Genomic DNA, 26,669 nt, shown 5'->3' with positions numbered 1-26,669 from the left:
CACAGCGCACAGCTGCTGGTCAGCAGCTTCCGAGACCCGGAAATGCGAGCATCGGCCCGGCACCAGAGAGACCGGCGGAGCCGCCCCACCCAAGGCGGACGCCCGCCGATGTGCCCGACAGGGAGGATCGTCGCCATGCCCGACCGCGCCCCGCAGCCGGTGGACCGTCAACTGCCCACGGACGAGGCCCGGGATCTGATCTCGCTCGTCCGCGACATCGCGCAGCGCGAGATCGCCCCGAAGGCGGCCGAGGAGGAGGACGCCGGGCGCTTCCCGCGCGAGGTCTTCACCCTGCTCTCCGAATCCGGACTGCTCGGCCTGCCGTACGACTCCGAACACGGCGGCGGCGACCAGCCGTACGAGGTCTACCTCCAGGTCCTCGAAGAGCTCGCCGCGGTCCGCCTCACCGTCGGCCTCGGCGTCAGCGTGCACACCCTGGCCTCCTACTCCCTGGCCGCCTACGGCACCAAGCAGCAGCAGGTCGAGCACCTGCCCGCGATGCTCGGCGGCGGGCTGCTCGGCGCGTACTGCCTCTCCGAGCCGTCGTCGGGGTCGGACGCGGCCTCCCTGCGCACCAAGGCGGTGCGTGACGGCGGCGACTGGGTGCTCAATGGCACCAAGGCCTGGATCACCCACGGCGGCATCGCCGACTTCTACACGGTGATGGCGCGCACCGGCGAGGAGGGCCCGCGCGGGATCACCGCGTTCCTGGTGCCCGGAGACGCGGAGGGGGTCGGCGCGGCGGCGCCCGAGAAGAAGATGGGCATGAAGGGATCGCCCACCGCCCAGGTCCACTTCGACGGCGTCCGGGTCGGCGACGAGCGGCGCATCGGCGACGAGGGCCAGGGTTTCGCCATCGCCCTGTCCGCCCTCGACTCCGGCCGGCTGGGCATCGCGGCCTGCGCGATCGGCGTGGCCCAGGCCGCGCTGGACGAGGCGGTGGCGTACGCGACCGAGCGCCGGCAGTTCGGCAAGCCGATCGCCGACTTCCAGGGCCTGCGCTTCATGCTCGCCGACATGGCGACCCAGATCGAGGCGGGCCGCGCGCTGTACCTCGCGGCGGCACGGCTACGTGACGCGGGACGGCCGTTCGCCAAGCAGGCGGCCATGGCCAAGCTGCACTGCACCGACACCGCCATGAAGGTCACCACCGACGCCGTCCAGATCCTCGGCGGATACGGCTACACTGCGGACTTCCCGGCCGAGCGCTATATGCGCGAGGCCAAGGTCCTCCAGATCGTCGAGGGCACCAACCAGATTCAGCGGATGGTCATCGCCCGTCACCTAGCAGGTCCCGAGGGCCGCTGAACTGGCCGTGCTTGACCGTCGGTGCTGCGAGCCGGATCCACTCCGGGTCGTGGCGCCCGGGCAGGGTTCGGCCACGGTCGGCCCAAGTGCGCATCAGTTCGCGGTAGATGGGCGGATCCGGTTGCTGTGGAGGCGCCGGCGCCAGTGCTCCCGCGGGGCGCGGCACGAAGATTCGGCGCTGAGGCCCGGTCGCAGAATAGGTGGGGGGCATACCAGGGCAACGCGGAGGTGGCGGGACAAGTCACCGGCCGCGGGAATCGGGCGTGAGTTCACGGCCGTCCGGCGCCCGCTCTGGCCACCTGCCGATGTCTGACGTACCGTCAGCCCAGCCGCCTCCAGGGAGGTATGCCGTGGCCGACGACGACCGCCCCGTCGCGCTCGACGAGTACCCGGTGCACCAGGTGCCGCTGTCCATGAAGTACGTCGCGACCAGCGACCGCAACGCCTACGACCGCTGCATCTTCCACGTCCTCGACCACCAGGGACGCGCCCTGCTGATCCTCGGCCTCGGGGTGTACCCGAACGCCGGGGTGACGGACGCGTACGCGACCCTGCGCGTGGGGGACCGGCTGCACGCCGTGCGGGCGTCGGACGCCCTCGGCGAGGACCGGATGCGGCTCGCCGTCGGACCGCTGCGCATCGAGGTCGAGGAACCCCTGCGACGGCTGCGGCTGACCTGCGACGACGAGGAGTTGTCGTACGACCTCACCTGGACCGCGGATTTCCCCGCGCTCTGGGAACCCCACCACCTCCAGCGCCGGGGCGACCGGCTCACCCTCGAAGGGCGCCGCTTCGTACAGGCCGGCGGGGTCGCGGGCGTGGTGCGCGCGGGCGGGGAGGAGTTCCGCGTCACCCCCACCGAGTGGACCGGGACTCGTGACCGCAGCTGGGGAGTGCGCCCCATCCCGGGGGAGGAGGGCGGGCGGTACGCCGAGGAGCAGCCGACCGAGGGCTTCCACTGGATCTGGTGCCCGGTGCGCTTCGAGGACCGGTTCCTGATGGTGATCGTCCAGGAGGACGCCGACGGACACCGCACGCTCAGCGAGGCGACGATGGTCCGCCCCGGTCACCGTGACCGCCAACTGGGCTGGCCCCAGGCGGAGATCACCTACCGCACGGGCACCCGCCACCCCCAACGTGCCCTCATCCACCTCGGCGACGTCCGCAAACCCGAGGAGCTCCAGGTGGAGATCCTGGCCTCCTCCCCGCTCGCCGTGGGCGCCGGCTACCCGCCCGCCGACGACTGGCAGCACGGCACCTGGCGCGGCCGGGGGTGGACGGATCGCCGTACCTACGACCTCGCCGACGCGGGCGCCCACCCGCTCGCCGCGTACGGCGTCACCGACCACGCCGCGCGCTTCCGCATGGACGGCCGGGTCGGGCACGGCATCTTCGAGCACGGCTCGTTCGGACGGCACGACCCGAGCGGGTTCACGGACTTCACATCGGTCGCACCGTAGGGGGTTCGCTCCATGGCAGCCACGGCACCCCGTCCGCGCACCAGCACCCGCGACCGCGAGGAACTCACCCGCCGCCTCACCGCCTGGCTCGGCACCCGGCTGCCGGGCGCCGAGGCGGTCGGCGTCACCGTTCCCGAGTCGAACGGCATGTCCAGCGAGACCCTGCTCTTCGACATCGAGAATCCCGAACCCCCGCTGCGCACCTGCGCGTTGCGGCTCGCGGCGGACCCGGCGGCGTACACCGTCTTCCCGGTGTACGACATGCCGCGCCAGTACCGCACGATGCGCGTCGTCGCCGAGCACACGGACGTGCCGGTGCCGAAGGTGCTGTGGCTGGAGGAGGACCCCGGCCCGCTGGGCGCGCCCTTCTTCGTCATGGAGCGCGTCGACGGGCGCGTGCCGCCGGACGTCATGCCGTACACCTACGAGGGCAACTGGCTGCACGCGGCGAGCGACGGGGAGCGCGCGCACCTGGAAGCGGCCACGATCGGAGTGCTGGCCCGGCTGCACGACCAAGTGCCGCTCGATCAGGCCGAGTTCCTCACCCTTCCGGGCGAGGGCGACGCACTGCGACGACACGTCACGGCCCAACGCGCGTACTACGAATGGGTGGTTGACGGACGCGCCCGCTCACCGCTCATCGAGGACGCGTTCGCCCGCCTGGAGGAGCTCTGGCCGCGCGACCCGGGCACACCCGTGCTCAACTGGGGCGACGCACGCATCGGGAACATCGTCTACGACGGGTTCGAACCCGCCGCCGTCCTCGACTGGGAGATGGCGGCCCTGGCGCCGCGCGAGGTCGACCTCGGCTGGACGGTGTACCTGCACCGCTTCTTCCAGGACCTGACGGCCGCCTTCGGGCAGCGCGGACTGCCGGACTTCCTGCGCCGCGACCGGCTCGAGGCCCGCTACGCCGACCTCACCGGCCACACACCGCACGACATGGACTTCCACACGCTGTACGCCGCCCTGCGGCACGCCATCGTCATGCTGCGGATCGCCTACCGCCAGGCCCACTTCGGCGAAGTCGCCGTCCCGCCGGACCCGGACACACTGATCCTGCACCACGGCAGCCTGCGAGCCATGGTGCAGGGCAGCTACTGGAAATGAGCGGTGCGACGCCTGCGCCGCAGCGCGGAGCGGTGTGCGCTCAGGCGGCCTGGCGGCGCATGACCGGGACCCTCATGGGGCGCGAGCCCGGGCCGCCGACGTGCGAGAAGGGCTGGGTTCGCCAGTCGAGCCCCTGAGGCAGCGTCAACAGAAGGGCGGTGTCCTGCTCCTGGGGCTCCGGCGACTCGTCCGCGGAGCGGGCCTCGGCGGCCCTGCGGCCCGTACCCGCACAGACGGTGAGGCCGAACGGGTTCCACGGCGAGGCGCACAGCGCGTGCTCCGGCAGGACCTCCTCGTCGGCCAGCAGGGCGATGGGCTGCGCACAGTCCGGGCAGATCACCCGGAACATCTCGAAGGTGTCGTACGCGTCGAGTTCCTCGTCGAAGGCGTCGGGTTCGACGCCCTCCGGCTCGGGCTCGACGACTGCCTGGAGACGCTTGGGTGCGGTTCGACCAGGGCGCTTAAGACTCTGCATTGGGTTCTCCCCCTCGGGCTGGGCCGTGACGGCACTGCGGCCTCGACCACAGCAAGCACTTCCCGCCTGCTCTCGGCGTTAATCACGGGACCATCACGGAGGCTGTTCGAGGCCTGTGGCCTTCGTCACATGCCGCCCGCAGGTGCCCGTGGCGGCCGGTTTGTCCCCCCGGCCGGCTCGCAACCCCTTGCCACGGACATCACGAACCGGGCATGACCTGGACTCCTCAGGTATCCGATGAGATCAACCGCACTGTAGGTTCTTGCGCCATGGAGGAGCTGGACCGACAAATCGTGCAGCTGCTCGTCAAGGACGGGCGGATGAGCTACACCGATCTGGGCAAGGCCACGGGCCTGTCCACGTCTGCCGTGCACCAGCGGGTGCGCCGGCTGGAGCAGCGTGGCGTCATCCGGGGCTACGCCGCGGTCGTGGACCCCGAGGCAGTAGGGCTGCCCATGACCGCGTTCATCTCGGTGAAACCGTTCGATCCCAGCGCGCCGGACGACATCGCCGACCGGCTGGCCGGTGTGCCCGAGATCGAGGCCTGTCACAGCGTGGCCGGCGACGAGAACTACATCCTCAAGGTCCGGGTGGCCACGCCGCACGAGCTGGAGGAGCTGCTGGCCCGGCTCCGGTCGCTGGCGGGGGTGTCCACGCGGACGACGGTGGTGTTGTCGACGCCGTACGAGGCGCGGCCGCCGCGGGTTTGATCTACGGGGATTAATCGCCGTTGGGCTGTCGGTCGTTCGTCGGCCGCGGGTCGTTCGTGGTCGATCGCGCGGTTCCCCGCGCCCCTGGGGTGTCGCGGTCGCCGTCCGTGCAGTGAGTGCGGGACCTGCGTACCGAGGGGTCGGCGCGAGGCGCGAGACTGTTCCTCATGAGTGATAGCGCCGCCCAGCCGAAGACCGTCCTGCTCCGCCGAGGAGAGGTCCACGGCCCCGCCGATCCCTTCGCCACCGCCATGGTCGTGGAGCGGGGGCAGGTCGCCTGGGTCGGGTCCGAGGGGGCCGCCGACGCCTTCGCCGACGGGGTGGACGAGGTCGTCGACCTGGACGGTGCGCTGGTCACGCCCGCGTTCACCGACGCTCATGTGCACACCACCGCCACGGGCCTCGCCCTCACCGGTCTCGATCTGTCCGGTGCGCCCTCCCTGGAGGCGGCTCTCGGCCTCGTACGGGAGTTCGCCGCCGCTCGGCCCGACGACCGCGTGCTCCTCGGACACGGCTGGGACGCCGCCCGCTGGCCCGGCGGGCGCCCCCCGACGCGCGCCGAGCTCGACGAGGCCGCCGGCGGCCGTCCCCTCTACCTCTCCCGGATCGATGTCCACTCCGCGGTCGTCACCACGGCCCTGCTGGACATGACCCCGGGCGGCCCCGGCCCGGTCGACGGTCCGCTCGTCGATGACGCCCATCACGCCGTACGCGCCACCGCGCTGGCCTCCATCACGCCCGCCCAGCGCGTCGAGGCCCAGCGGGCCGCGCTCGCGCACGCCGCGTCCCTCGGCATCGGCACCGTCCATGAGTGCGGGGGGCCGGACATCTCCTCCGAGGGCGACTTCAGCGGCCTGCTCCGGCTGGCCGGCGACGAGGCCGGGCCGCGCGTCGTCGGCTACTGGGCCGAGCAGGACGTGCGCAAGGCGCGGGACCTGGGCGCGGTCGGCGCCGCCGGTGACCTCTTCGTCGACGGCGCCCTCGGCTCGCACACCGCATGCCTGGAGCAGCCGTACACCGACGCGGACCACACCGGCACCGCCTACCTGGACGCGGCCGCCGTCACCGCCCATGTCGTCGCCTGCACCGAGGCCGGCCTCCAGGCGGGCTTCCACGCGATCGGCGACGCCGCCGTGACCGCTGTCGTGGAGGGCGTGCGAGCCGCCGCCGAGAAGGTCGGCCTCGCCCGAGTCCGCGCCGCCCGGCACCGCGTCGAACACGCCGAGATGCTCACCCCCGAGACCGTCGCGGCCTTCGCCGAGCTGGGCCTGACCGCCTCCGTCCAGCCCGCCTTCGACGCGCTGTGGGGCGGCGAGGACGGCATGTACGCCCAGCGCCTGGGCGCCGAACGCGCCCGCACCCTCAACCCCTTCGCGGCCCTGCTGCGCGCCGGAGTACCCCTCGCGTTCGGCTCCGACAGCCCCGTCACACCGCTCGACCCCTGGGGCACGGTCCGCGCGGCGGCCTTCCACCACGCGCCCGAGCACCGGGTCTCCGTGCGCGCCGCGTTCACGGCGCACACGCGCGGCGGCTGGCGGGCGGTCGGGCGCGACGACGCGGGTGTCCTGGTGCCGGGCGCGCCCGCCGACTACGCCGTGTGGCGCACCGACGAACTGGTGGTCCAGGCCCCCGACGACCGGGTCGCGCGCTGGTCGACCGACCCCCGCTCCGGCACGCCCGGACTGCCCGACCTGAGCCCCGGCCGGGACCTCCCCACCTGCCTGCGCACGGTGGTGGGCGGACGAACGGTCTTCGTACGGCCGGGCGAGTGATCTACCGGGGTGGCGCGAACCGGATCATCGCGCGCCGCCCCTCGGCGCGACCTGCGCATCCTCTGCGCTGACCAGCGGATTGGGTGAATACCCGCAGGTCAAAGGGCTGTTGACAGGCGGATGCCCGGGGCCGGTAGGTTCGGCCGGGTCCACCACCGGACGCCCGACCGGGCAACCGCGGAACTTCCGGGAACCCGTCGCAACGCCGCTGGGTCAGGGACGGTGTGCCGCACCGGGGCACCGTCACTGGGAGCCAGGCTCAGTGCCCGCGCGGCGACGACGGAACGTTCCGGCCGGTCGGGGAGGTGTGACCCGGGTGGGGCCCGGGAGCTCAGTAGACAACGGCTTTCGGTCGATCCGCAGCCAGCGGGTCCCAGGTCGGCCCGAAGGGCGCCGGGCCCCCATCCGCAGCAGCCGCGCGGCGGCGTCCGCATCCAGAAAACGCATGCTTACCCCGCTCTTGTGGAATCGACACCACCATACGAACGTGCTGTCGCGTCAGCGCAGGCCGCGCCCACTATGGTGGACGTCTGCGGACGGACATGAAGGGGCAGCAGTGAACGACGGCGACGGGACTCTCGGGGCACAGCACCGGGGGAGGCAGTTCGGGCCGCTCGGCACGGCGTTGGTGATCATCCCGACCTACAACGAGGCGGAGAACATCAAGAGCATCGTCGGCCGGGTCCGCAAGGCGGTGCCCGACGCGTACGTGCTCGTCGCCGACGACAACAGCCCCGACGGCACCGGCAAGCTCGCGGACGAACTGGCCGTCGAGGACGACCACGTCCAGGTCCTGCACCGCAAGGGCAAGGAGGGCCTCGGCGCCGCCTACCTCGCCGGCTTCCGCTGGGGCATCGAACACGACTACGGCGTCCTGATCGAGATGGACGCCGACGGCTCCCACCAGCCCGAGGAACTGCCCCGGTTGCTGACCGCCCTCAAGGGCGCCGACCTCGTGCTCGGCTCGCGCTGGGTGCCTGGCGGCCGGGTCGTGAACTGGCCCAAGTCCCGCGAGTTCATCTCCCGCGGCGGCAGCCTCTACTCCCGGCTCGCCCTGGACCTGCCGCTGCGCGACATCACCGGCGGCTACCGCGCCTTCCGCCGCGAGACCTTGGAGGGCCTCGGCCTCGACGACGTCGCCTCCCAGGGCTACTGCTTCCAGGTCGACCTCGCCCGGCGCGCGGTGAAGGCCGGCTTCCATGTCGTCGAGGTGCCGATCACCTTCGTCGAGCGGGAGCTCGGTGACTCGAAGATGAGCCGCGACATCCTGGTCGAGGCGCTGTGGCGGGTCACTTCGTGGGGTGCGCGGGAGCGGGTCGGCAAGCTGGTGAGCCGTACGAAACCGTCGTCGCCGACCAAGCAGCCGTAGCTCCCGCCCGCCGGTCCCGCCCGTCCGGTCCCCTTATCCCGCTCTGAGCCGGGCCCAGGCACACTGGACGCATGACGACTGGCGCACCGACCCCCACCTACCCCGCCCGGCCCCGGCGCTCCCGGCTGCGTACCTTTCTGCCGCTGGGTGTCGCCGCCTGGCTGGTGCTGGAGATCTGGCTGCTCACCGTGGTCGCCGACGCGACGAGCGGGTTCGTGGTGTTCCTGCTGCTGCTCGCCGGTCTCGTGCTCGGCTCGGTGGTGATCAAGCGGGCGGGCCGACGCGCCTTCCAGGCCCTGAACGAGGCGCTTCAGCGCGGCGGCACCCCGGCGAGCGGCGGTGGCAACGGCCTGATGATGCTGGGCGGCCTGCTGATCATGCTGCCGGGTCTGGTCTCGGACGCGCTGGGGCTGTTCCTGCTGATCCCGCCGGTCCAGAAGGCGGTGAGCCGTCTCACGGAGCGCACGTTCGAGCGCAAGCTGCGCGAGGCGACCCCGGGTTCGTTCGGCGATGCCTTCCAGCAGGCCCGTATGCACCGCCCCGACGGCAAGGTCGTCCAGGGCGAGGTCATCAGGGAGGAGCCCGGGGACGCCCCGCAGGAGCCGAGGCCGCCGCTGACGCGCTGACCCGCTGACCGCGTGAAGAGAGCCCGGCGCCACTGAGCGCCGGGCTTTCTTTCGTTGGGCGGCGCCCATCAGGACACGCGCGTCGGGGCGCACCCATCAGGGCACGCCAAACCGCGGGCGTCGTACGTCACCTTCACGTACGACGCCCGCGGTTACACGTTGCCTGGTCGGTCCGTCCGAGCCCCGTGGGGACTAGGCGGACTTACGGCTGTCCCGGGGGTGAACCGCGATGTTCATCGCCCCGGAGCGGAGAACGGCGAGCCGTTCCTCGAGGACCTCTTCGAGTTCCTCGCGGGTACGCCGCTCCATCAGCATGTCCCAATGTGTACGCGCGGGCTTGGCCTTCTTCTCCTCAGGGCCGTCGCCGTCCACGAGGAGTGCCTGGGCCCCGCAGACCTTGCACTCCCACTCCGGCGGGATCTCCGCCTCGACCGAGAAGGGCATCTCGAACCGGTGCCCCTTCTCGCATGCGTACTCCACGGCCTGGCGCGGGGCCAGGTCGATGCCGCGGTCCGTCTCGTAGCTGGTCACCACGAGGCGCGTGCCGCGAAGAGCTCGCTCACTCATGAATCGTGCCTCCCGGGCTTGTCGCCCACAGGACAGGTGTCGCTGTCGTCGTCATCCGGTCAACGTCCGGTCGGCGGTAAAGATTCCCGATCGGTGTCCCGTTCCGGGTGATGCGTCGCCGTCGTAGCCGCAGCCTTGCTGACCAATGTCGTACCCACCGGCGCCCGGTTTGTCACATCTGCTAGCAGATGTAACCCAGCGTTTCGGCATCTTTGACGCGCAGTAACGGTACGCCTGGCAGGCCAAACGCGTACACTACCGCCCTTTCACTCGGAACGCTAAATCGTGTCCGGCACCGGATTGCCCGCGTCGCTGATCGCCCGGCGCACCGGAACCCTTGCGAGCAGGGCGAATCCGAGGACGAAGAAGGCCACGAGCGAGATGATCGCGTCTCGAAAACTTCCGGTCAGCTGGTAGGTGAGCCCGAACAGCAGCGGCCCCAGCCAGCTCATGCCGCGGTCGCTCATCTCGTACGCCGAGAAGTATTCGGCCTCCTTCCCGGGCGGCACGAGATGGGAGAACAGGGACCGGGACAGGGCCTGGCTGCCGCCGAGGACCAGCCCGATGCCCGCGGCCAGCACGAAGAACCACACCGGCGCCCCGGCCGGCAGGAAGTACCCGGCTCCCAGCGTCACCGTCCACGCGATCAGCGAGCCGAGAATCGTCCGCTTCGCGCCGTACGTCCGGGCCAGCCGCCCCATGGTCAGCGCCCCCACCACGGCCAGCACCTGGACCAGCAGGACGGCGCCGATCAGCGTCGACTGGCCGAGGCCGAGTTCCTCGGAGCCGTAGATCGACGCCTGGGAGATGACGGTCTGGATGCCGTCGTTGTAGATCAGGTAGGCGAGGAGGAAGGCGAGTGTCAGCGGGTGGCGGCGCATGTCGCGGACGGTTGCCGCGAGCTGCCGGAAGCCCATGGCGGTCTGCCTCTTCCCGGCGGGTGCCTCTTGGCCCGCCTCGCTCGGGGCGCGGCGGTCGCGCAGCCGTCGTAGCGGTATGAGCGCGAAGGCGCCCCACCACAGGCCCGCCGAGGCGAGGCAGATGCGGACCGCCGTGCTCTCGGACACGCCGAAGGAGTCGTGCGCCAGGTACAGGACCAGGTTCACGATCAGCATCAGCGAGCCCGAGGCATAGCCGAAGGCCCAGCCCCGGGAGGAGACCGCGTCGCGTTCCTCGGGCGGGGCGATCTGCGGGAGGTAGGAGTTGTAGAGCATCATCGCGACCGACTGGGCCGCGTTGGCGACGATCAGCAGGACGCCGCCGAGCAGATAGCGGTCGCCGTCCAGGAAGAACATGGCCGTGGTGGCCGTGGCTCCGGTGTAGGCGGCCACCCCGAGGAGCGGCTTCTTGCGGCCGGTGCGGTCGGCGGCCGCCCCCACCAGCGGCATCACCAGGACGGCCACGATCACCGACAGGGACACCGAGTACGCGAAGAACGACCCCGCGCGCACCGGGATGCCCAGGGGGTGGACGAACCCGTCCGCGTCCGCAGCCTCCTCGGCGACCGACGTCAGATACGGGCCCAGGAACACGGTGAGCACGCTCGTCGAGTAGACCGAGCACGCCCAGTCGTAGAAGTACCAGCCGCGCTGCTCGCGCCGGCGTCCGGCCGCCTCGTCGGCCGGCTCTGTACGCACGGTTCCGGTGCCCACCGCGCCCTCGCTTCCCCGTGATGATCCCGCGCGCGGGTGAGGACGGGGGCGGGGGTCAGACCCAGACGCCGCGGTCCTCCATGACCTTGCGCAATGTGTCGATGTGATCGGTCATGATGCCATCGACTCCCAGGTCCAGGAGCCGGTGCATCACGTCGGGATCGTTGATGGTCCACACATGCACCTGAAGCCCGCACGCGTGGGCGGCCCGTACGAAGCGGTGGTCCACCACCTGGATCCCGGACTGCGCCTCGGGCACCTGGGCGGCGACCGCCGAGCGGCGCAGCGCGGCCGGGACGCCCCAGGAGCGCAGCCGCAGATTGAGCACGCCCCGGGTGCCGTACGACGTCGCCAGGCGCGGCCCGGCCAGGCCCTGGGCGCGGATGACGCGGGCCTCGGAGAAGGAGCCGACGCAGACGCGGTCCCAGGCGTTCGTGCGCTCGATCAGGTCGAGGAAGGGATGGAGCGCGGGCTCCGCCTTGAGATCGACGTTCCAGCGGACCTCGGGGAAGGTCTCCAGGAGTTCCTCGAAGAGGGGCACCGGCTCCTTGCCGCCCACGCGCGCGTGCCGTACGTCGTCCCAGGGCAGGTCCGCGATCCGGCCCGCCCCGTCCGTCACCCGGTCCAGCGTGGAGTCGTGGAACGCGACGAGCTTGCCGTCGCGCGTGGTGTGGACGTCCGTCTCGATGTACCGGTAGCCCATCTCCACCGCGCGCCGGAACTGGAGCACGGTGTTCTCCAGGCCGTCGGCCGCGCCGCCCCGGTGGGCGAAGGGGATCGGGCCGGCGTGGTCGAGATAGGGGTGGCGTATCCGCGTGGTGCTCACGGACGCAGTATCGCTCCCCGGGGTTGCCCGGTGGCAACGACCGTGCTGCCGTCCGATGCCGTGGGGACGGCGAACACGCGCAGGAAGAGCTGGGCGAGCGGGCCGATGGACACCGCGTAGAGGACCGTGCCGACGCCGACCGTGCCGCCCAGGGCGAAGCCGGTCACGACGACCGCGACCTCGACGGCCGTGCGCATCAGGCGGATCGAGCGGCCGGTGCGCCGGTGCAGGCCGGTCATCAGGCCGTCCCTGGGGCCGGGGCCGAAGCGTGCCGCGATGTAGAGGCCGGTGGCCACGCCGTTGAGCACGATGCCGGCCACGAGCAGCGGGATCCGTACGGCCAGGGTGTGGGCCTCGGGCAGCAGGGCGAGCGTGCCGTCCATGGCGAGGCCGACCACGAAGACGTTGGAGACGGTGCCGAGGCCGGGGCGCTGGCGCAGCGGGATCCACAGGAGCAGCACGGCCGCGCCGACGATGATCGACACGACGCCGATCGTCAGGCCGGTTCGTTCGGCGAGGCCCTGGTGCAGCACGTTCCAGGGCTCCAGGCCCAGGCCCGCCTCGACGAGCAGCGCCGAACTCGCGCCGTACAGCGCGAGCCCGGCGTAGAGCTGTGAAAGCCGCCGTACGAGATGCGCTCGCGTGAGCCGCTTCGTGGGATGCCCGGGCGTGGACAAGGCGTGCCCCCCCTGTGGTCGTGGTGGACTGATGCATGACACCCTGTGGCTTGGGAGGCAGCACCCTCCATGGCCAATTCGGGGAAGGTGGACTGGAATCATGGCGCAGTGGACTTCCGCGGTGGGGGCCGCGCAGCTCGCCCGGCTGCTCACCTCTCAGCAGGACCGCCCCGCTGGCCCCGGCACCAAGCGCCCGCCCGCGTACCGGTCCCTGGCCGACGGCATCCGGCTGCTCGTCCTGGAGGGCCGCGTCCCGGTCGCCGCGCGGCTGCCCGCCGAGCGGGAACTGGCCCTCGCCCTGTCGGTGAGCCGTACGACCGTGGCCGCCGCGTACGAGGCGCTGCGCACCGAGGGGTTCCTGGAGTCGCGGCGCGGGGCCGGGAGCTGGACGGCCGTACCGGCCGGGAACCCGCTGCCCGCCCGCGGTCTGGAGCCGCTGCCGCCCGAGGCGCTGGGCTCGATGATCGACCTGGGCACCGCGGCGCTGCCCGCGCCCGAGCCCTGGCTGACCCGTGCCGTCCAGGGCGCCCTGGAGGAACTGCCCCCGTACGCCCACACCCACGGCGACTATCCGGCCGGGCTGCCCGCGCTGCGCGCGATGATCGCCGACCGGTACTCGGCGCGCGGGATCCCGACCATGCCCGAGCAGATCATGGTGACGACCGGCGCGATGGGCGCCATGGACGCCATCTGTCATCTGTTCGCGGGGCGCGGTGAGCGGATCGCGGTCGAGTCGCCGTCGTACGCCAACATCCTCCAGCTGATGCGGGAGGCGGGCGCCCGGCTCGTGCCCGTCGCCATGGCCGAGGGACTGGCCGGCTGGGACGTGGACCGCTGGCGGCAGGTGCTGCGGGAGGCCGCGCCCCGGCTCGCCTATGTCGTCGCCGACTTCCACAACCCGACCGGGGCGCTGGCCGACGAGGACCAACGGCGTCGGCTGGTGGACGCCGCGCGCTCGGCGGGGACGGTGCTCGTCGCCGACGAGACGATGAGCGAGCTGTGGCTCGACCCGGACGTGGAGATGCCGCGCGCGGTGTGCGCCTTCGACCCCGCCGGGTCGACCGTCATCACCGTCGGCTCGGCCAGCAAGGCCTTCTGGGCGGGGATGCGGATCGGCTGGGTGCGGGCGGCTCCGGACGTGATCCGCAGCCTCGTGGCCGCGCGCGCCTACGCCGACCTCGGCACGCCGGTGCTGGAGCAGCTGGCCGTGAACTGGCTGTTCGGTACGGGGGGTTGGGAGCAGGCGGTGGAGCTGCGGCGCGGGCAGGCCCGGGAGAACCGGGACGCGCTCGTCACGGCGGTGCGGCGGGAGCTGCCGGGGTGGGAGTTCGAGGTGCCGCGGGGCGGGCTCACCCTGTGGGTCCGGACGGGCGGCCTGTCGGGCTCGCGGCTCGCCGAGGTCGGGGAGCGGGTGGGGGTCCGGGTGCCGTCCGGGCCCCGGTTCGGGGTGGACGGGGCCTTCGAGGGGTATGTGCGGCTGCCGTTCACCGTGGGCGGCGCGGTCGCGGAGGAGGCCGCGGTGCGACTGGCGGCCGCCGCGCGGCTGGTGGAGAGCGGGGCGACCGGGGCGGGGGAGTCGGTCCGGCCGTTCGTCGCGTGACGCGCCCGGTGTGAGGGCCGGGTGCCGGGGTGGGCGCCCGGGGCGGGCCGGTGGCTCACGCCGTCCGGCGTCCGCCCGCGTCAGGCGGTCTCCGCCGCCACTGCCTCGGCCACCACGGCCTCCGCGGGCACCGGCTCCGGCTCCTGGTCCGCCTTCTCCCGCCGGCCCAGCGTCTCCGCCTCCACCGGAGTCGTCCGCTCCGGCAGCAGCTCCAGTACGGCCTGCCGGTGGGCGTCGCTGGTCGCGTCGTCGTACGGGTCCGGGGTCGCCGGGACCTGGAGGCGATGGACCGGGCCGGTGCCCAGACGGGCGTAGCCACGACCGGGCGGGACGTCGGCGACCGGAGTGGTGTGCGGGGGAGCGCCCAGGGCCGTCCGCAGCTGCTCGGCCGTGGCGGGGCCGAGCACGACACGCGCGCGTGTGTGCTGTCGCACGGCGTCGCTCAGCGCGTCCAGGGCGTCCCACTGCTCGGCCACGACCACCGTGACGTTGGCCGAACGGCCGTGCCGGAGCGGGACCTGGAGCAGGGCCTGGGGGTCCTTGCGGTTGTCCGCCGCGGCGAGGTGGGAGAACGCGGTCGGGCGGTCCAGGAGGATCCACAGCGGGCGCTTGGTGTCCTCCGGCGGCGGATTGCCCGCCTGGCGAGCCCGGTTCACGGCGATCAGGCGCCGCTCCGTCTCCGTCGCCGCCCACTCCACGCTCGCCAGCGCCCCCGCCAGCCCGCACTCGACCGCGAGGACGCCGTCCCGGCCGGTCAGACACGCGTACTCGCCGGTGCCGCCGCCCTCGACGATGACGACGTCGCCGTACTGAAGGGCCTGCAGGGCGATGGAGCGCAGCAGGGTCGAGGTGCCGCTGCCGGGCTGGCCCAGGGCCAGCAGATGGGGCTCGGTGGAGCGGATGCCGGTGCGCCAGACCACCGGCGGTACGTCGCGTCGCTGGGCGCCGTGGGTGAGCGGCAGCGTGCGCTGGACCAGGGTGGGGTCGGTGAAGCCGAGGACGGTCTCGCCGGGTGTCGTGACGAAGCGCTGGGCGGCGATGTCGGTCGGCAGCGGGGCGAGGACGCTGACGGCGAGCTCGTTGCCCTCCTCGTCCCAGGCGAAGTGGTACTCCCGGCCGCGGCCGGACTTCGCGGTCAGCAGGTGCTCGATCCGCGCGCGGGCCGGCGCCTCGCCGTCGGTGAAGTAGGCCGGGTAGCGGACCAGCAGGCTGCTGATCCGGCTCGTGCCGTCGAACTCGTACTCCGGGAAGGCCTTCTCCCACTCGCCGCCGTGGGTGTACAGCGGCGCGGGGTCGTCTGCGGCGGAGAAGTACGGGACCAGCGCCTCGTACAGCGAGCGCAGCCGCTCCGTCTGGGACTCGTCGGGTCCCTCGGGCGTGGCCGGTGCGCGGTCCCTGCCCTGCCAGGCTGCCGCCGCCATCAGGGTGATGACGGCGAGCAGCGGCCCGTACGGGACCAGCGCCACGACCAGGATCACCGAGGCCACCAGGAACAGCAGCGGTCCGCGCTTGTCCTTGGGGGTCTCGGCCCACCTGCGCCGCCCGGCCGAGGCCAGCCGGCGCAGACCGCGGGTGATCGTGATCAGCGGATGGAGGACGTCAGAGGCGCTGTCGCTCGCCGTCCGGGCCAGTTCCCGGCTTCGGGTGAGCTGCGCCCGGGCCAGCTCCCGGCTTCGGGCGATCTGCGCGCTGCCTGTGCTCAGGATGCGGGGGAGGGGGCGGCGGGCCACTGCTGTCTCCTGGAGGTGCGTACGGGCTGGACGGGCGGCGTCAGAACTGGATGCCGCCCAGGAGGCTCGCCAGGCTCTCGCCGCCGGCCTTGATGCTCGGGGCGATGGCCGTGCTGGCCAGATAGAAGCCGAACAGCGCCGAGATCAGGGCGTGGGACGCCTTCAGCCCGTCCTTGCGGAAGAAGATGAAGACGACGATGCCGAGCAGTACGACGCCTGAGATGGAGAGGATCATGTGAGTGCTCCTGGTTTTGGTGGGGACAGTCACCATGAGTACTTCCAGGCTCACAGGATGTATCCATACGATAAAAGGTGCAACTGGGTGAAATTCAGCAGATTTCCTACTGTTGGCGGAGTGTCCTTGACCGGATGAGCTTGGGTATTGCGTCCTGCGGTGTCTGCGATGATCTTTGCCGCGGACGCATCGGGTCATGTGCCGCGCGAGCCAGTACCCTGGCGAATCACTCGTACGGCCGACACCGCTCGCCGGTCGCACCCGTGCTCCCCAGTAGTCCCCGCAGTCCCCGTGTTCGTAGTGAGAGGCGGTCCGGCCGATGACTGATGCCCCCGACCCGGAGGTCGTGGAGCTGGCGACCAAGATCTTCGATCTGGCCCGGCAGGGGCAGACCGAGGCACTCGTGGCGTACGTCGACGCGGGCGTCCCGGCCAACCTCACCAACGACCGCGGCGACTCCCTCGTGATGCTCGCCGCCTATCACGGCCACGCCGACGCGGTCCGCGCCCTGCTCGCCCGGGGTGCCGAGGGCGACCGGGTCAACGACCGGGGGCAGACGCCACTCGCCGGTGCCGTCTTCAAGGGGGAGACGGAAGTGATCAAGGTCCTTCTGGAGGCCGGCGCCGACCCGGCCGCGGGCACCCCCTCGGCCGTCGACACGGCCCGCATGTTCGGCAAGACCGAACTGCTCGAACTGTTCGGCGCACACCGATCCGAATGATCTGACCAGCTAAAACACGGAAAACGGGGGAGGCGGTACAGGGCCGCCGAAATTTCGGTCGCGGCAGACGGAAGTGCCGAGTCATCATGACGTCGTGATTCACGGACGCGATGGCTGGGCAGGTGTTGCCGCACCGCGCGGGCCGTGATGCGGTCCGCATGGGCCACCGACGAGAGGCAGAGGAAGATGGTCTACAGCAAGCAGGAAACGGCGGGCGCCCCGACGTGTTGTCACGCGGCCAGGTGAAGCAGGATCCCCGGTTGCGTCGACGCTTGATGTGAGGCTGTTTCCCATGTTCGAACCGGTCATAGCGCCCAGCGGTACGCTGCTCGGCCTGCTCCAGCGGGGCCGCGGCGACGGCACACTGCACGCGCTCACCGCCCCGCGCGCCGAGGCGCTCGCGGCCCTGAACCACTGTGTGCTGCGGGACCCCCGCCACGACTGGCAGGTGGAGAACCGCTCCCTGTACTACGCCCGTCTCTACCTCGACCTGAACGGCGAGCTGGACGAGATCGAGGCGCACCTCTTCGACGTCGAGGACGCCCTCGACACCGAGGAGTCACGCACGGGCCTGGCCCTGGCCGTCCTCGGCCACCTCGCCTCCTACGGCAGGCGGGACGCGCTCCAACTGCTGCGCAGGTATGCCGCCACGGGCTCCAACTGGGCCTGGGCGCTGGACGAGCTGGCGCTCAGGGACGACGACGCGGGGCTGCGTGCCCTCGCCGCGCCCGTCCTCGCGCGTTTCCCGGCCGATCCCGAGGGCGAGGCCGAGCTGGCCACCGCCGTACGCGATGCTTTTGAGCCACGGCCGTGGCGGCTGTGGGCGGAGGATCCGCGCGAATCGATCGCCACGCGTGTGCGTGCCGCGCACGAGGCGGGCTGCTTCGACCGATGGCAGCGGCAGATGCGACCTACCGGGCCCCGTCCGGGGTGGAGCGTGCAGGCGGTCTTCGAGTGGGCCCAGCAGGGCATCGAGCGCGGAGCGGCCCTCCATGTGCCCGCCGCGCGGTGCCTCATGGCCGTCGCGGGCCCCGAGGACCGGCCGGAGATCGTCGCGGCCGCCGAGGACGGCTCCGACGGAGCCCGCTGCACAGCCTTGCGCTACCTCGCCGACAGCAACGATCCCGCGGCCCTGGACCTGATCGAGGTGGCCGTGGTCACCGGCTCGTCGGCGGTCGCGGAGGCCGCCGTCGACGCCTTCGAACGGATGCGCAGCGTCGCCGCCGTCGACCGCGCGCGTGGCTGGGCCCGACGGCCCGACGAGTTGGGCGCCGCCGCCGGACGCGTGCTCGCCTGCCGGGGCGGAGTCGAGGACAAGGACCTGGTCCTCGCGGCGCTACGGGAGGCCGTACGCGGCGAGGGCCCCGACGCCCCGACCCTGTGGACCCTAGTCGACGGCACCGGACGGCTCGGCATCGTCTGCGCCGCCCCGGTCCTGCGCCATATCTACCGCGAGACCGCGTCCTCCCATCTGCGCGGCCGCACCGCCCGTGCCCTGGCCGCCACCGACCCCTCCTTCCCGTCCGGCTTCGCCGTCGAGTGCCTCTGGGACTGCGAGGAGACCACCCGCGAGATCGCCGCCCGGCACGCCGAGACCGGTGACACGCGCGTCGTCGAGCGCTTGCGCCGACTGGCCGCCGACCCGGCCGAGGAGGCCGAGGTGCAGACGGCCGTACGCAGCCGCATCGGGCCGGACACGACCGCCGGCTGACACTCGGGCGGGCATGTGTCCGCGCTGTGAACTTCGCGGAGATCCGCCCGCCGGGTGAACTCCGGATGACCTGCGGGTCAGGTGTGCATGGACATGACCTGACCCGCTCGGGGGCGCAGCGCAACGCTCAAGGGACGTTTGTCGTCCGGAAAGATCCACTTTGACGCGGCCACGTCCAGCACGGCGACAACACCGGTATGCGTGTAGTCATCGTGACCGAATCCTTTCCCCCCGATGTGAACGGCGTGGCCCACTGCGCGCTCCAGACCGCCCGACACCTCGTCGATCGCGGTCACGCCCCCATCGTCGTCGCCCCGGCCCCCGCTCCCGGGAACAAGGCGGCCGCCGCCCTGGCGCCCTGCCCCGTCGTCCATGTCCCCTCCCTCCCGCTCCCCGGCTATCCCCAGGTCAGGGTCGCGCTCCCCAGCCGGCGCCTCGCCGCCGCGCTGATCCAGCACCAGCCCGACGTCGTGCACCTGGCCAGCCCCTTCGTGCTCGGCGTGCGCGGCATGGCCGCCGCCGCCCGGCTCGGCATCCCCGCTGTCGCCGTCTACCAGACCGACCTGGCCGGATACGCCCGCACCTACATGGGCGCCGGCGAGGCCGCGGCCTGGCGGCGCATACGGTCCGTCCACTCCGCCGCCGACCTCACCCTCGTCCCGTCCAGCGCGTCCATGCGCGACCTGGAGACCCACGGGGTGCCCCGGCTCCGGCTGTGGGCACGCGGCGTGGACACCGCCCGCTTCCGCCCCGAACTCCGCGACGAGAAGCTGCGCCGCGAACTCGCCCCGAACGGCGAGACCATCGTCGGCTACGTCGGCCGTCTCGCCCCCGAGAAGCACATCGACCTGCTCTCCGGCGTCTGCGGACTGCCGGGCGTGAAGGTCGTGATCGTCGGGGACGGGCCGAGCCAGCCGGCCCTCGCCGAGGCGCTGCCCGGCGCGGTCTTCCTCGGTCGCCGCGGCGGCGACGACCTCGCCCGGATCTTCGCCTCCTTCGACGTCTTCGCCCACACGGGCCCCTTCGAGACCTTCTGCCAGACCGTGCAGGAGGCCATGGCGAGCGGCGTGCCCGTCGTCGCGCCCGCCGCCGGCGGCCCGCTGGACCTCGTCGACCACGGCCGCACCGGGCTCCTGGTGCCGCCGCGCGACGCCGACGCCGTACGGGACGCCGTACGGTCCCTGGTCGCCGACCCCGCGCTGCGAGCCGCGTACGGGGCCGCCGCACGGGCCACGGTCGAGGGACGCACCTGGGCGGCCGTCGGCGATCAGCTGATCGCCCACTACGAGGCCGTGCTGAAGGCACGCAGGCCGGCGGTGGCGGTATGAACAGCTCGATGAACACTTCCACGAACACGCCGGTCAACGCCTCACTGCGCATCGTCCGGCTGGCGAACTTCGTCGCCCCCGCCTCCGGGGGACTGCGGACCGCGCTGCGCGAGCTCGGCAAGGGCTTCAAGCTGGCGGGCCACCACCCGGTCCTCGTCGTGCCGGGCGAGAAGTACAGCGACTGCGAGACCGAGCAGGGCCGCGTGATCACCCTGCCCGGCCCGATGCTGCCCGGCACCGGCGGCTACCGCGTGCTCCTCGACAAGCGGCGGGTCGCGGCCCTCCTGGAGGAACTCGCCCCCGACCGCCTGGAGGTCTCCGACCGCACCACGCTGCGCTGGACCGGCAGGTGGGCCCGCCGGGCCCGGGTGCCCGCCGTGATGGTCTCCCACGAGACCGCCGACGGCGTGCTGCGCACCTGGGGCCTGTCGGAGAACCTGTCCCGGCGGGCCGCCGACGCCCTCAACGTCCGTACGGCCCACACCTACTCCAAGGTCGTGTGCACCACCGAGTTCGCCGAGCGGGAGTTCGTGCGGATCGGCGCCCGCAACGTCGTACGGGCCCCGCTGGGCGTCGATCTGATGAACCGGCGCCCCACCCTGCGCGATGCCGCGCTGCGCGAGACACACGCGCGTGCCGACGAGAAGCTGCTCGTGATGTGCTCCCGGCTCTCCGTGGAGAAGCGGCCCGGCACCGCGCTGGACGCCCTGGAGTCGCTGCGCGGACGCGGGGTGCGCGCGGTGCTCGTGGTGGCCGGAAACGGTCCTTTGCGCGCCCGGCTCGAACAGCGGGCGCGGGAGCGGGACCTGCCGGTGACCTTCCTCGGGCATGTCGCCGACCGCAGCCTGCTCGGCGCGCTCCAGGCCTCCGCCGACATCTGCCTGGCCCCCGGGCCCGCCGAGACCTTCGGGCTCGCCGCGCTGGAGGCCATGGCCTGCGGCACGCCCGTCGTGGCGAGTTCGTCGTCCGCGCTGCCGGAGGTGATCGGCTCCGCCGGGGCCACCGCGGCCAACGACGGGGACGCCTTCGCGGACGCCGTGGAGACGCTGCTCGGCCGTCCCGAGCGCGAGCACCGGGAGGCGGCACGCGCGCGTGCCGAGTGCTTCGGGTGGGGCACGGCGGTGGACGCCTTCCTCACCGCGCACGACGCGGCGGTGCCGGTGCGTCCCTTCTCGCGTGCGGAGGGCGCCGCATGAGACCGCTCCGGTTCGTCGCCCTCGGGGACTCGCTGACCGAGGGGGTGGGCGATCCCGTGGGGGACGGGTGGCGCGGCTGGGCCGCGCTGCTCGCCGCCGGGCTGTCCGAACCCTCCGCCGAGTTCACCAACCTGGCCGTCAGCGGGGCCCAGACGCGGGACGTGCTGGAGACCCAGCTGCCCGCCGCGATGGCCCTGCGCCCGCAGGTCGCGTCCGTCGTCGTGGGCGTCAACGACACGTTGCGTGGCACCTACGACATCGAGAAGATCGCCGAACGCCTCGACAAGGTCTACGCGTCCCTCGCCCGGCAGGGCGCCGCCGTGCTCACGGCCTGTCTGCCCGACCCGGGCACGATGCTGGGGCTGCCGGGAGTGCTGGGCAACCCGCTGGCCCGACGGCAGCGGGCGGTCAACACGGTGGTCCACACGCTGTCCGAGCGGTACGGGGCCGTGCATCTGCACGCCGTCGACGACGACTGGATCGGCGACCGCGCGATGTGGAGCTCGGACCGGCTGCATCCCGGGGAGCGCGGGCACCGGCAACTGGCGCTGCGCTTCCACGCGATGCTGGCGAAACGCGGCATCGCGACCGGGGCGGCGCCGTCGGCCGAGCCCGAGTTCCCGCCGCCCACCAGGTCGGCGAGCCTGCTGTGGCTGGCCACCGCCGGTACCGCCTGGGTGATCCGGCGCTGCAACGACCTGCTGCCCCAGCTGCTGCGCCTCGCCGCCACGGAGATGCGGCACCGTGCGCGGGGCACCTGCGGCCGGCTCGACCTGCGCGCGGCGCAGTCGGTGTCCGCGGCGCTGGCCTCGGTGGCGGTGTCGGTGTCGGTGTCGGAGCAGCGGATGTCGTCGCCGGAGCAGAGGGCTGTGCCGGAGCAGCGAATGCCGTTGCCGGAGCAGAGGGCGGTGCCGGTGCAGCGTCCCGTACCGGAGCCCCGGCCGGTGTCGGGGCAGTGGCCCCTGCCGGAGGGGTTGGCGGTGCCCGGGCCGCGTTCGGCCGCGGGGCAGCAACCCGCGCCGGAGGCGGCGTAGCGCACGCGTGCGTGGCGGATCGCGGGGTCAGCGACGCCGTACGGCCACGAAGCGCACCGGGGTGCCCGGTACCGCCTGTGCGGCGGCCGGGAGGTCGGCGGCGCGGACGACGGCGATGACCGGGTAGCCGCCCGTCGTCGGATGGTCGGCCAGGAACACGACCGGACGGCCGTCGGGCGGGACCTGGACCGCGCCCAGGACAACGCCCTCGCTGGGCAGTTCGCGGCTGACCGCCCGCTCCAGCGCCGGGCCCTCGGTGCGCAGCCCGATGCGGTTGCTCGCGGGGGACACTCGGTACGCGCGCGAGGTGAACGTACGCAGTGCCGCCGGTGTGAACCAGTCGTCGCGCGGGCCCGGTGTCACGCGCAGGACGAGTTCGGCGGGCGGCGCCGGCTGCGGGGCGACGTCCACGCGCGCGTGCAGGCGCGTCGGCCGGCCCAGGGCGAGCACGGTGCCGTCCGTGAGGGGCGGCGGGCCGAGGCCGGACAGAAGGTCCGTGGAGCGGCTGCCGAGAACCGGCTCGACGGCGATGCCACCGGAGACGGCCACGTAGCTGCGTACGCCCGACACGGCCGCGCCGACGTCCAGGAGCGCGCCGGCCGGCACCCGCACCGGAGCGCCCCAGGCGACCGGACATCCGTCGACCGTGACGCGGCAGGGCGCACCGCCGACCGCGACGGTCACCGCCGAACGGGGCCGCAGCGCACAGCCGTTGAGCGTGGTCTCCAGGACGGCGGCCTCGGGGGCATTGCCGACCAGCCGGTTGACCAGCGCCGCCGCCGGGCCGTCCAACGCGCCCGAGCGGGGCACGCCGAGGTGGGCGTGTCCGGGGCGGCCGAGGTCCTGCACGGTGGTGAGCGCCCCGGCGCGTACGACGCCGAGCGCACGGTCGGTCATGGGTGCCCCACCGGAACGAAGCGCACGCGCGTGCCCGGCGACAGCAGCGCGGCCGGCACCCGCGTGTGGTCCCACAGCACGCTGTCCGTGGTGCCGATCAGCTGCCAGCCGCCCGGCGACGAGCGCGGGTACACACCCGTGTACGGGCCCGCGAGAGCCACCGCACCGGCGGGGACGGCCGTGCGCGGGGTGGCCCGGCGCGGGACGTCGTAGCGCGGCGGCAGACCGGTCAGATATCCGAACCCGGGCGCGAAGCCGCAGAAGGCGACGCTGAACTCGGTGTCCGCGTGGATCCGGGCCACCTCGCGCGGGGCGACGCCCCAGTGCGCGGCCACGTCGGCCAGGTCGGGGCCGTCGTAGCGCACCGGGAGTTCGACCACGTCCCGCGCGCGTGGGGGAGCGGGCGGTACGGCGGCCGTGGTCAGTTCGCGGGCCAGGCGGGCCGGGTCGGGGAGGCCGTCGAGCAGGACGGTCCGGGCGGCGGGGACGATCTCGCGGACCGACAGCGAGCCCTCGGCACGGCGCCGCAGCAACTCCGTGTGCAGCGCCCGGGCCTCCTCGCCCGAGGCCACCTCGACGAGCAGGGCGTCGTCGCCGACCGGCAGCGCCCTCATACGAAGGCCTCCACCCGGACACCCGACTCCTCCAGCCGGGCCCGCACCCGACGGGCCAGCTCGACGGCGCCGGGCGTGTCCCCGTGCAGGCACAGGGAACGCGCGCGTACCTCGACCCGAGCCCCCGAGTGGGAGGTGACCACGCCCGCGCGGGCCAGCCCCACCGAGCGCTCCACGACCGCCTCCGGGTCGGTGACCACGGCGCCGTCCTGGCCGCGCGGCACGAGCGTGCCCCGCTCGGTGTACGCGCGGTCGGCGAACGCCTCCGTGACGGCGGGGAGTCCGGCCTTGGCGGCCAGGTCCAGCAGCCGCGAGCCGGGCAGGCCGAGCACGGGCAGCGTGGCGTCCGCCAGGAGCACGCCGTCCACGACCGCGCCGGCCTGCTCCTCGTCGTGCACGACCCGGTTGTAGAGCGCGCCGTGCGGCTTGACGTACGACACGCGCGTGCCCGCCGCTCGCGCGAACACCTCAAGGGCGCCGATCTGGTAGGCCACCTCGGCCGCCAGCTCGGCGGGCGGCACGTCCATCGCGCGCCGCCCGAACCCGGCCAGGTCCCGGTAGGAGACCTGGGCGCCGATCCGTACGCCGCGCTCGGCCGCCTGCTCGCACACCCGCCGCATGGTGGCCGCGTCCCCGGCGTGGAAGCCGCAGGCCACGTTGGCGCTCGTGACGACGGACAACAGGCGTTCGTCGTCGGTGAGCTGCCAGCGGCCGAAGCCCTCGCCGAGGTCGGCGTTGAGATCGATCGAGGTCATGGTCGTGTCGTTTCCTCAGTCCGGCGGTCAGGCGACGATGCGGTACTGCTCGTCGCGGGCATCGGTCAGGAACATCTGGCCGGGTGCGTGGGTGATGGCGAACGGCGGGCGCGAGGCCGTGACGGCGGCCTGCGGGGTCACTCCGCAGGCCCAGAACATCGGGATGTCGTCCGTCTCCAGGTCGACCGGGTCGCCGTAGTCGGGGCGGGCGAGGTCGGTGATGCCGAGTGCCGAGGGGTCGCCGCAGTGCACGGGGCCGCCGTGCACCGCGGGCAGGAGGCCCGTCTCGCGCAGGGCCGCGGCCACATGCCGCGGCGGCACTGGGCGCATGGACACCACCATCGGGCCGTGCAGCCGTCCCGCCGGGCGGCACTGCCGAGTCGTGACGTACATCGGGACGTTACGGCCCTGCTCGACATGGCGGATCGGGACGCCCGCCCCGGCCAGCGCCGACTCGAAGGTGAAACTGCACCCGATCAGGAACGACACCAGATCGCCCCGCCAGTGCGCGCGCACGTCCGTCGGCTCCTCCACCAACTCGCCGTCCCGCCATACCCGGTAGCGCGGCAGATCGGTGCGCAGGTCGGCACCCTCCGCGAGGACGGTCGTCCAGGAACCGGCGTCCGTGACGTCGAGGACCGGGCAGGGCTTGGGGTTGCGCTGGCAGAACAGCAGCATGTCGTACGCCCAGTCGGAGGGCACCGCGATCAGGTTGACCTGCGTGTGGCCCGCGGCGACCCCGGCCGTGGGGCCCGTGAGGCCCTCCCGGAAGCGGTCGCGGGCGGTCGCGGGGCTCCACGCGTGCGCGTGCTCGTCGACGGCCGTGACGGGCCGGTCCTGCGTCGCGAGGGTGACCGGACGGTCGTCCGTGCGGTTCACGCCAGCTCCTTCCCGCGCGTCTCCGGCAGCCCGAGCAGGGCCAGCGCCGCGATGCCGTAGCCGATCGCGCCGAAGACCAGCGCGCCGCCCACACCCCAGCTGTCGGCCAGGAAGCCGACCGTGGTGGGGAAGACGGCGCCGACCGCGCGGCCGGTGTTGTACGTGAATCCCTGCCCCGTGCCGCGCACCGCCGTCGGGTACAGCTCGCTCAGGTACGACCCGAAGCCGCTGAAGATCGCCGACATGCAGAACCCGAGCGGGAAACCGAGCACCAGGAGCAGGGTGTTGGCGCCGTCCGGGATGTTCGCGTACGCCAGGATGCAGACGGCCGACAGCAGCGCGAACAGCCAGATGTTGCGCCGGCGGCCCAGCCGGTCGGTGAGGTAACCACCGGTCAGATAGCCGATGAAGGCACCCGAGATCAGGAACGTCAGATAGCCGCCGGTGCCGACGACCGACAGGTCGCGCTCGGTCTTGAGATACGTCGGCACCCAGGTGGCCAGGGTGTAGTAGCCGCCCTGGACGCCGGTGGAGAGCAGCCCCGCGAAGACCGTCGTGCGCAGCAGGCCGGGCTTGAAGATGGCCGTGAACGAGCCCTTCCGCGGGCTCTGTTCGCGTACCGCCACCGCCTCCGGCGCGTCGTGCACCCGGCGCCGCATCCAGATGACTAGCAGGGCGGGCAGCGCGCCGGTCCAGAACATCACGCGCCAGGCCAGGTCGTCGTCGGCGAGCGAGAAGACCAGCGTGTACATGATCGCGGCCAGCGCCCAGCCGACCGCCCAGGAACTCTGGATCGCGCCGAGGGTGCGGCCCCGGTGCTTGGCGCTCGCGTACTCGGCGACCAGGATCGCGCCGACCGCCCACTCGCCGCCGAAGCCGAGGCCCTGGAGGGCACGGAAGACCAGCAGTGTCTCGTAGTTGGGCGCGAAGCCGCAGGCGACGGTGAAGACCGCGTAGGTGACGACCGTTATCATCAGCGCCCTGACCCGGCCGATCCGGTCGGCCAGCACGCCCGCGAGGGCGCCGCCGACCGCCGAGACGACCAGCGTGACGGTGGTGAACAGGCCGGTCTGGCCGCTGTCCAGGCCGAAGTACGCCGCGAGCGCGACCATGCTGAGCGGCAGGGTGAAGTAGTCGTACGAATCCAGGGCATAACCGCCGAAAGCGCCCGCGAAGGCGCGTCGGCCGCGCGGACCCAGGGCGCGCAGCCAGGCGAACGCGCCGTCGTCGGCGGCGCGTTCGTCAGCGGTGCGTTCATCGGCGGTGGAGTGGGCGTCGGTCAGGGCCTTCGGCGGAGGAGTCGTGCTCATGGGCACCTCGCAGAGAGGGACGGAGGGTGCGGAACTGAGCTGAACGGTGAGCAGCAAGGTAGAGGATCGTTGAACGATCCTTCAATACCCCTGTTGTTTCGTTCTCG

At 72.8% G+C, this 26,669-nt stretch carries 24 protein-coding genes and 1 pseudogene; 13 read left to right on the top strand and 12 right to left on the bottom strand.

Annotated elements, in window-relative coordinates; translation table 11 throughout:
• The first annotated feature begins 135 nt into the window (after positions 1-135).
• From ACFZBP_RS30235 to ACFZBP_RS30225, 3 genes are all read left to right on the top strand, one after another.
• A complete protein-coding gene (locus ACFZBP_RS30235; RefSeq protein ID WP_383458587.1) occupies positions 136-1,308 on the top strand; it encodes an acyl-CoA dehydrogenase family protein in 1,173 nt (390 codons plus the stop codon).
• 413 nt (positions 1,309-1,721) lie between these two features.
• The gene (locus ACFZBP_RS30230; RefSeq protein ID WP_391418259.1) at positions 1,722-2,768 is read left to right on the top strand and encodes a hypothetical protein; all 1,047 of its coding nucleotides are present in this window, start codon (positions 1,722-1,724) and stop codon (positions 2,766-2,768) included.
• 12 nt (positions 2,769-2,780) lie between these two features.
• Positions 2,781-3,878, top strand: coding sequence for a phosphotransferase (locus ACFZBP_RS30225; RefSeq protein ID WP_391417689.1), 1,098 nt, complete (start codon positions 2,781-2,783; stop codon positions 3,876-3,878).
• A gap of 40 nt (positions 3,879-3,918) precedes the next feature.
• On the opposite strand, the gene ACFZBP_RS30220 is transcribed toward ACFZBP_RS30225, so the two are convergent.
• A complete protein-coding gene (locus ACFZBP_RS30220) occupies positions 3,919-4,353 on the bottom strand; it encodes a hypothetical protein (protein ID WP_383458580.1) in 435 nt (144 codons plus the stop codon).
• 269 nt (positions 4,354-4,622) lie between these two features.
• On the opposite strand from ACFZBP_RS30220, the gene ACFZBP_RS30215 reads away from it, so the two are divergent.
• From ACFZBP_RS30215 to fxsA, 4 genes are all read left to right on the top strand, one after another.
• Complete coding sequence (locus tag ACFZBP_RS30215; protein ID WP_016434164.1) at positions 4,623-5,063, top strand: Lrp/AsnC family transcriptional regulator; 441 nt, start codon at positions 4,623-4,625, stop codon at positions 5,061-5,063.
• A gap of 167 nt (positions 5,064-5,230) precedes the next feature.
• The gene (locus ACFZBP_RS30210) at positions 5,231-6,835 is read left to right on the top strand and encodes an amidohydrolase family protein (protein ID WP_391417686.1); all 1,605 of its coding nucleotides are present in this window, start codon (positions 5,231-5,233) and stop codon (positions 6,833-6,835) included.
• Between the two features lie 556 nt (positions 6,836-7,391).
• The gene (locus tag ACFZBP_RS30205) at positions 7,392-8,204 is read left to right on the top strand and encodes a glycosyltransferase (RefSeq protein WP_391417684.1); all 813 of its coding nucleotides are present in this window, start codon (positions 7,392-7,394) and stop codon (positions 8,202-8,204) included.
• 71 nt (positions 8,205-8,275) lie between these two features.
• Entirely contained in the window at positions 8,276-8,830 is a 555-nt protein-coding gene (fxsA, locus tag ACFZBP_RS30200; protein ID WP_391417682.1) for an FxsA family membrane protein, read from the top strand.
• A 192-nt stretch (positions 8,831-9,022) separates the two neighbouring features.
• Here the strand turns inward: fxsA and ACFZBP_RS30195 are convergent, their stop codons facing one another.
• The 4 genes from ACFZBP_RS30195 to ACFZBP_RS30180 all read right to left on the bottom strand — a co-directional run bounded on the left by ACFZBP_RS30195 (position 9,023) and on the right by ACFZBP_RS30180 (position 12,552).
• A complete protein-coding gene (locus tag ACFZBP_RS30195) occupies positions 9,023-9,397 on the bottom strand; it encodes an RNA polymerase-binding protein RbpA (RefSeq protein ID WP_003977404.1) in 375 nt (124 codons plus the stop codon).
• A gap of 278 nt (positions 9,398-9,675) precedes the next feature.
• On the bottom strand, positions 9,676-11,049 hold the full coding sequence (locus ACFZBP_RS30190; protein WP_391417680.1) for an MFS transporter: 1,374 nt from the start codon (positions 11,047-11,049) through the stop codon (positions 9,676-9,678).
• Between the two features lie 55 nt (positions 11,050-11,104).
• Complete coding sequence (locus ACFZBP_RS30185; RefSeq protein ID WP_391417678.1) at positions 11,105-11,875, bottom strand: glycerophosphodiester phosphodiesterase family protein; 771 nt, start codon at positions 11,873-11,875, stop codon at positions 11,105-11,107.
• A complete protein-coding gene (locus ACFZBP_RS30180) occupies positions 11,872-12,552 on the bottom strand; it encodes a YitT family protein (protein ID WP_391417676.1) in 681 nt (226 codons plus the stop codon). Before ACFZBP_RS30180 ends, ACFZBP_RS30185 begins: the two co-directional genes overlap by 4 nt.
• Before the next feature lie 100 nt (positions 12,553-12,652).
• Here ACFZBP_RS30180 and ACFZBP_RS30175 point away from each other — a divergent pair, with 100 nt between their 5' ends.
• Entirely contained in the window at positions 12,653-14,152 is a 1,500-nt protein-coding gene (locus ACFZBP_RS30175; protein WP_383458561.1) for a PLP-dependent aminotransferase family protein, read from the top strand.
• Positions 14,153-14,232: 80 nt separating this feature from the next.
• Here the strand turns inward: ACFZBP_RS30175 and ACFZBP_RS30170 are convergent, their stop codons facing one another.
• Both ACFZBP_RS30170 and ACFZBP_RS30165 read right to left on the bottom strand, forming a co-directional pair.
• On the bottom strand, positions 14,233-15,882 hold the full coding sequence (locus ACFZBP_RS30170) for a hypothetical protein (RefSeq protein WP_391417674.1): 1,650 nt from the start codon (positions 15,880-15,882) through the stop codon (positions 14,233-14,235).
• Positions 15,883-15,922: 40 nt separating this feature from the next.
• Entirely contained in the window at positions 15,923-16,117 is a 195-nt protein-coding gene (locus ACFZBP_RS30165; protein ID WP_004002760.1) for a hypothetical protein, read from the bottom strand.
• 319 nt (positions 16,118-16,436) lie between these two features.
• Here ACFZBP_RS30165 and ACFZBP_RS30160 point away from each other — a divergent pair, with 319 nt between their 5' ends.
• The 5 genes and pseudogenes from ACFZBP_RS30160 to ACFZBP_RS30140 all read left to right on the top strand — a co-directional run.
• Positions 16,437-16,838 carry an ankyrin repeat domain-containing protein gene (locus tag ACFZBP_RS30160; RefSeq protein WP_391417672.1) on the top strand — a complete coding sequence of 134 codons (402 nt, stop codon included), beginning with the start codon at positions 16,437-16,439 and terminating at the stop codon, positions 16,836-16,838.
• A 292-nt stretch (positions 16,839-17,130) separates the two neighbouring features.
• Positions 17,131-18,549 carry a HEAT repeat domain-containing protein gene (locus ACFZBP_RS30155; protein ID WP_391417670.1) on the top strand — a complete coding sequence of 473 codons (1,419 nt, stop codon included), beginning with the start codon at positions 17,131-17,133 and terminating at the stop codon, positions 18,547-18,549.
• Positions 18,550-18,746: 197 nt separating this feature from the next.
• Positions 18,747-19,877: a glycosyltransferase family 4 protein gene (locus ACFZBP_RS30150; protein WP_383458549.1), complete on the top strand. Its 1,131-nt coding sequence runs from the start codon at positions 18,747-18,749 to the stop codon at positions 19,875-19,877.
• An 8-nt stretch (positions 19,878-19,885) separates the two neighbouring features.
• Positions 19,886-21,073, top strand: a complete 1,188-nt coding sequence (locus tag ACFZBP_RS30145) for a glycosyltransferase (protein ID WP_391417668.1) — start codon at positions 19,886-19,888, stop codon at positions 21,071-21,073.
• Positions 21,070-21,894: pseudogene (locus ACFZBP_RS30140) on the top strand (SGNH/GDSL hydrolase family protein); the annotation flags it as partial. The gene ACFZBP_RS30145 and the pseudogene ACFZBP_RS30140, both read left to right, overlap by 4 nt.
• Positions 21,895-22,134: 240 nt before the next feature.
• Here ACFZBP_RS30140 and ACFZBP_RS30135 read toward each other — a convergent pair.
• Genes ACFZBP_RS30135 through ACFZBP_RS30115 form a run of 5 tightly spaced genes read right to left on the bottom strand, consistent with a single transcriptional unit; the run spans position 22,135 to position 26,562 of the window.
• Positions 22,135-23,004, bottom strand: a complete 870-nt coding sequence (locus ACFZBP_RS30135; RefSeq protein ID WP_383458543.1) for a biotin-dependent carboxyltransferase family protein — start codon at positions 23,002-23,004, stop codon at positions 22,135-22,137.
• Positions 23,001-23,618, bottom strand: coding sequence for a carboxyltransferase domain-containing protein (locus ACFZBP_RS30130; protein ID WP_391417665.1), 618 nt, complete (start codon positions 23,616-23,618; stop codon positions 23,001-23,003). The genes ACFZBP_RS30135 and ACFZBP_RS30130 overlap by 4 nt, the downstream gene beginning before the upstream one ends.
• Entirely contained in the window at positions 23,615-24,373 is a 759-nt protein-coding gene (locus ACFZBP_RS30125) for a 5-oxoprolinase subunit PxpA (protein ID WP_391417663.1), read from the bottom strand. Before ACFZBP_RS30125 ends, ACFZBP_RS30130 begins: the two co-directional genes overlap by 4 nt.
• Before the next feature lie 27 nt (positions 24,374-24,400).
• Positions 24,401-25,252 (bottom strand): putative hydro-lyase, encoded by an 852-nt coding sequence (locus tag ACFZBP_RS30120; protein ID WP_391417661.1) that lies wholly within the window; start codon positions 25,250-25,252, stop codon positions 24,401-24,403.
• Entirely contained in the window at positions 25,249-26,562 is a 1,314-nt protein-coding gene (locus ACFZBP_RS30115) for an MFS transporter (protein WP_391417659.1), read from the bottom strand. The genes ACFZBP_RS30120 and ACFZBP_RS30115 overlap by 4 nt, the downstream gene beginning before the upstream one ends.
• Positions 26,563-26,669: the final 107 nt, after the last annotated feature.

The sequence above is a fragment of the Streptomyces sp. NPDC008086 genome (assembly GCF_042957325.1).
Classification (GTDB): Bacteria; Actinomycetota; Actinomycetes; order Streptomycetales; family Streptomycetaceae; genus Streptomyces.
Note: the sequence above shows the minus strand (reverse complement) of the source record. Positions and strands in the feature narration are given on the sequence as shown.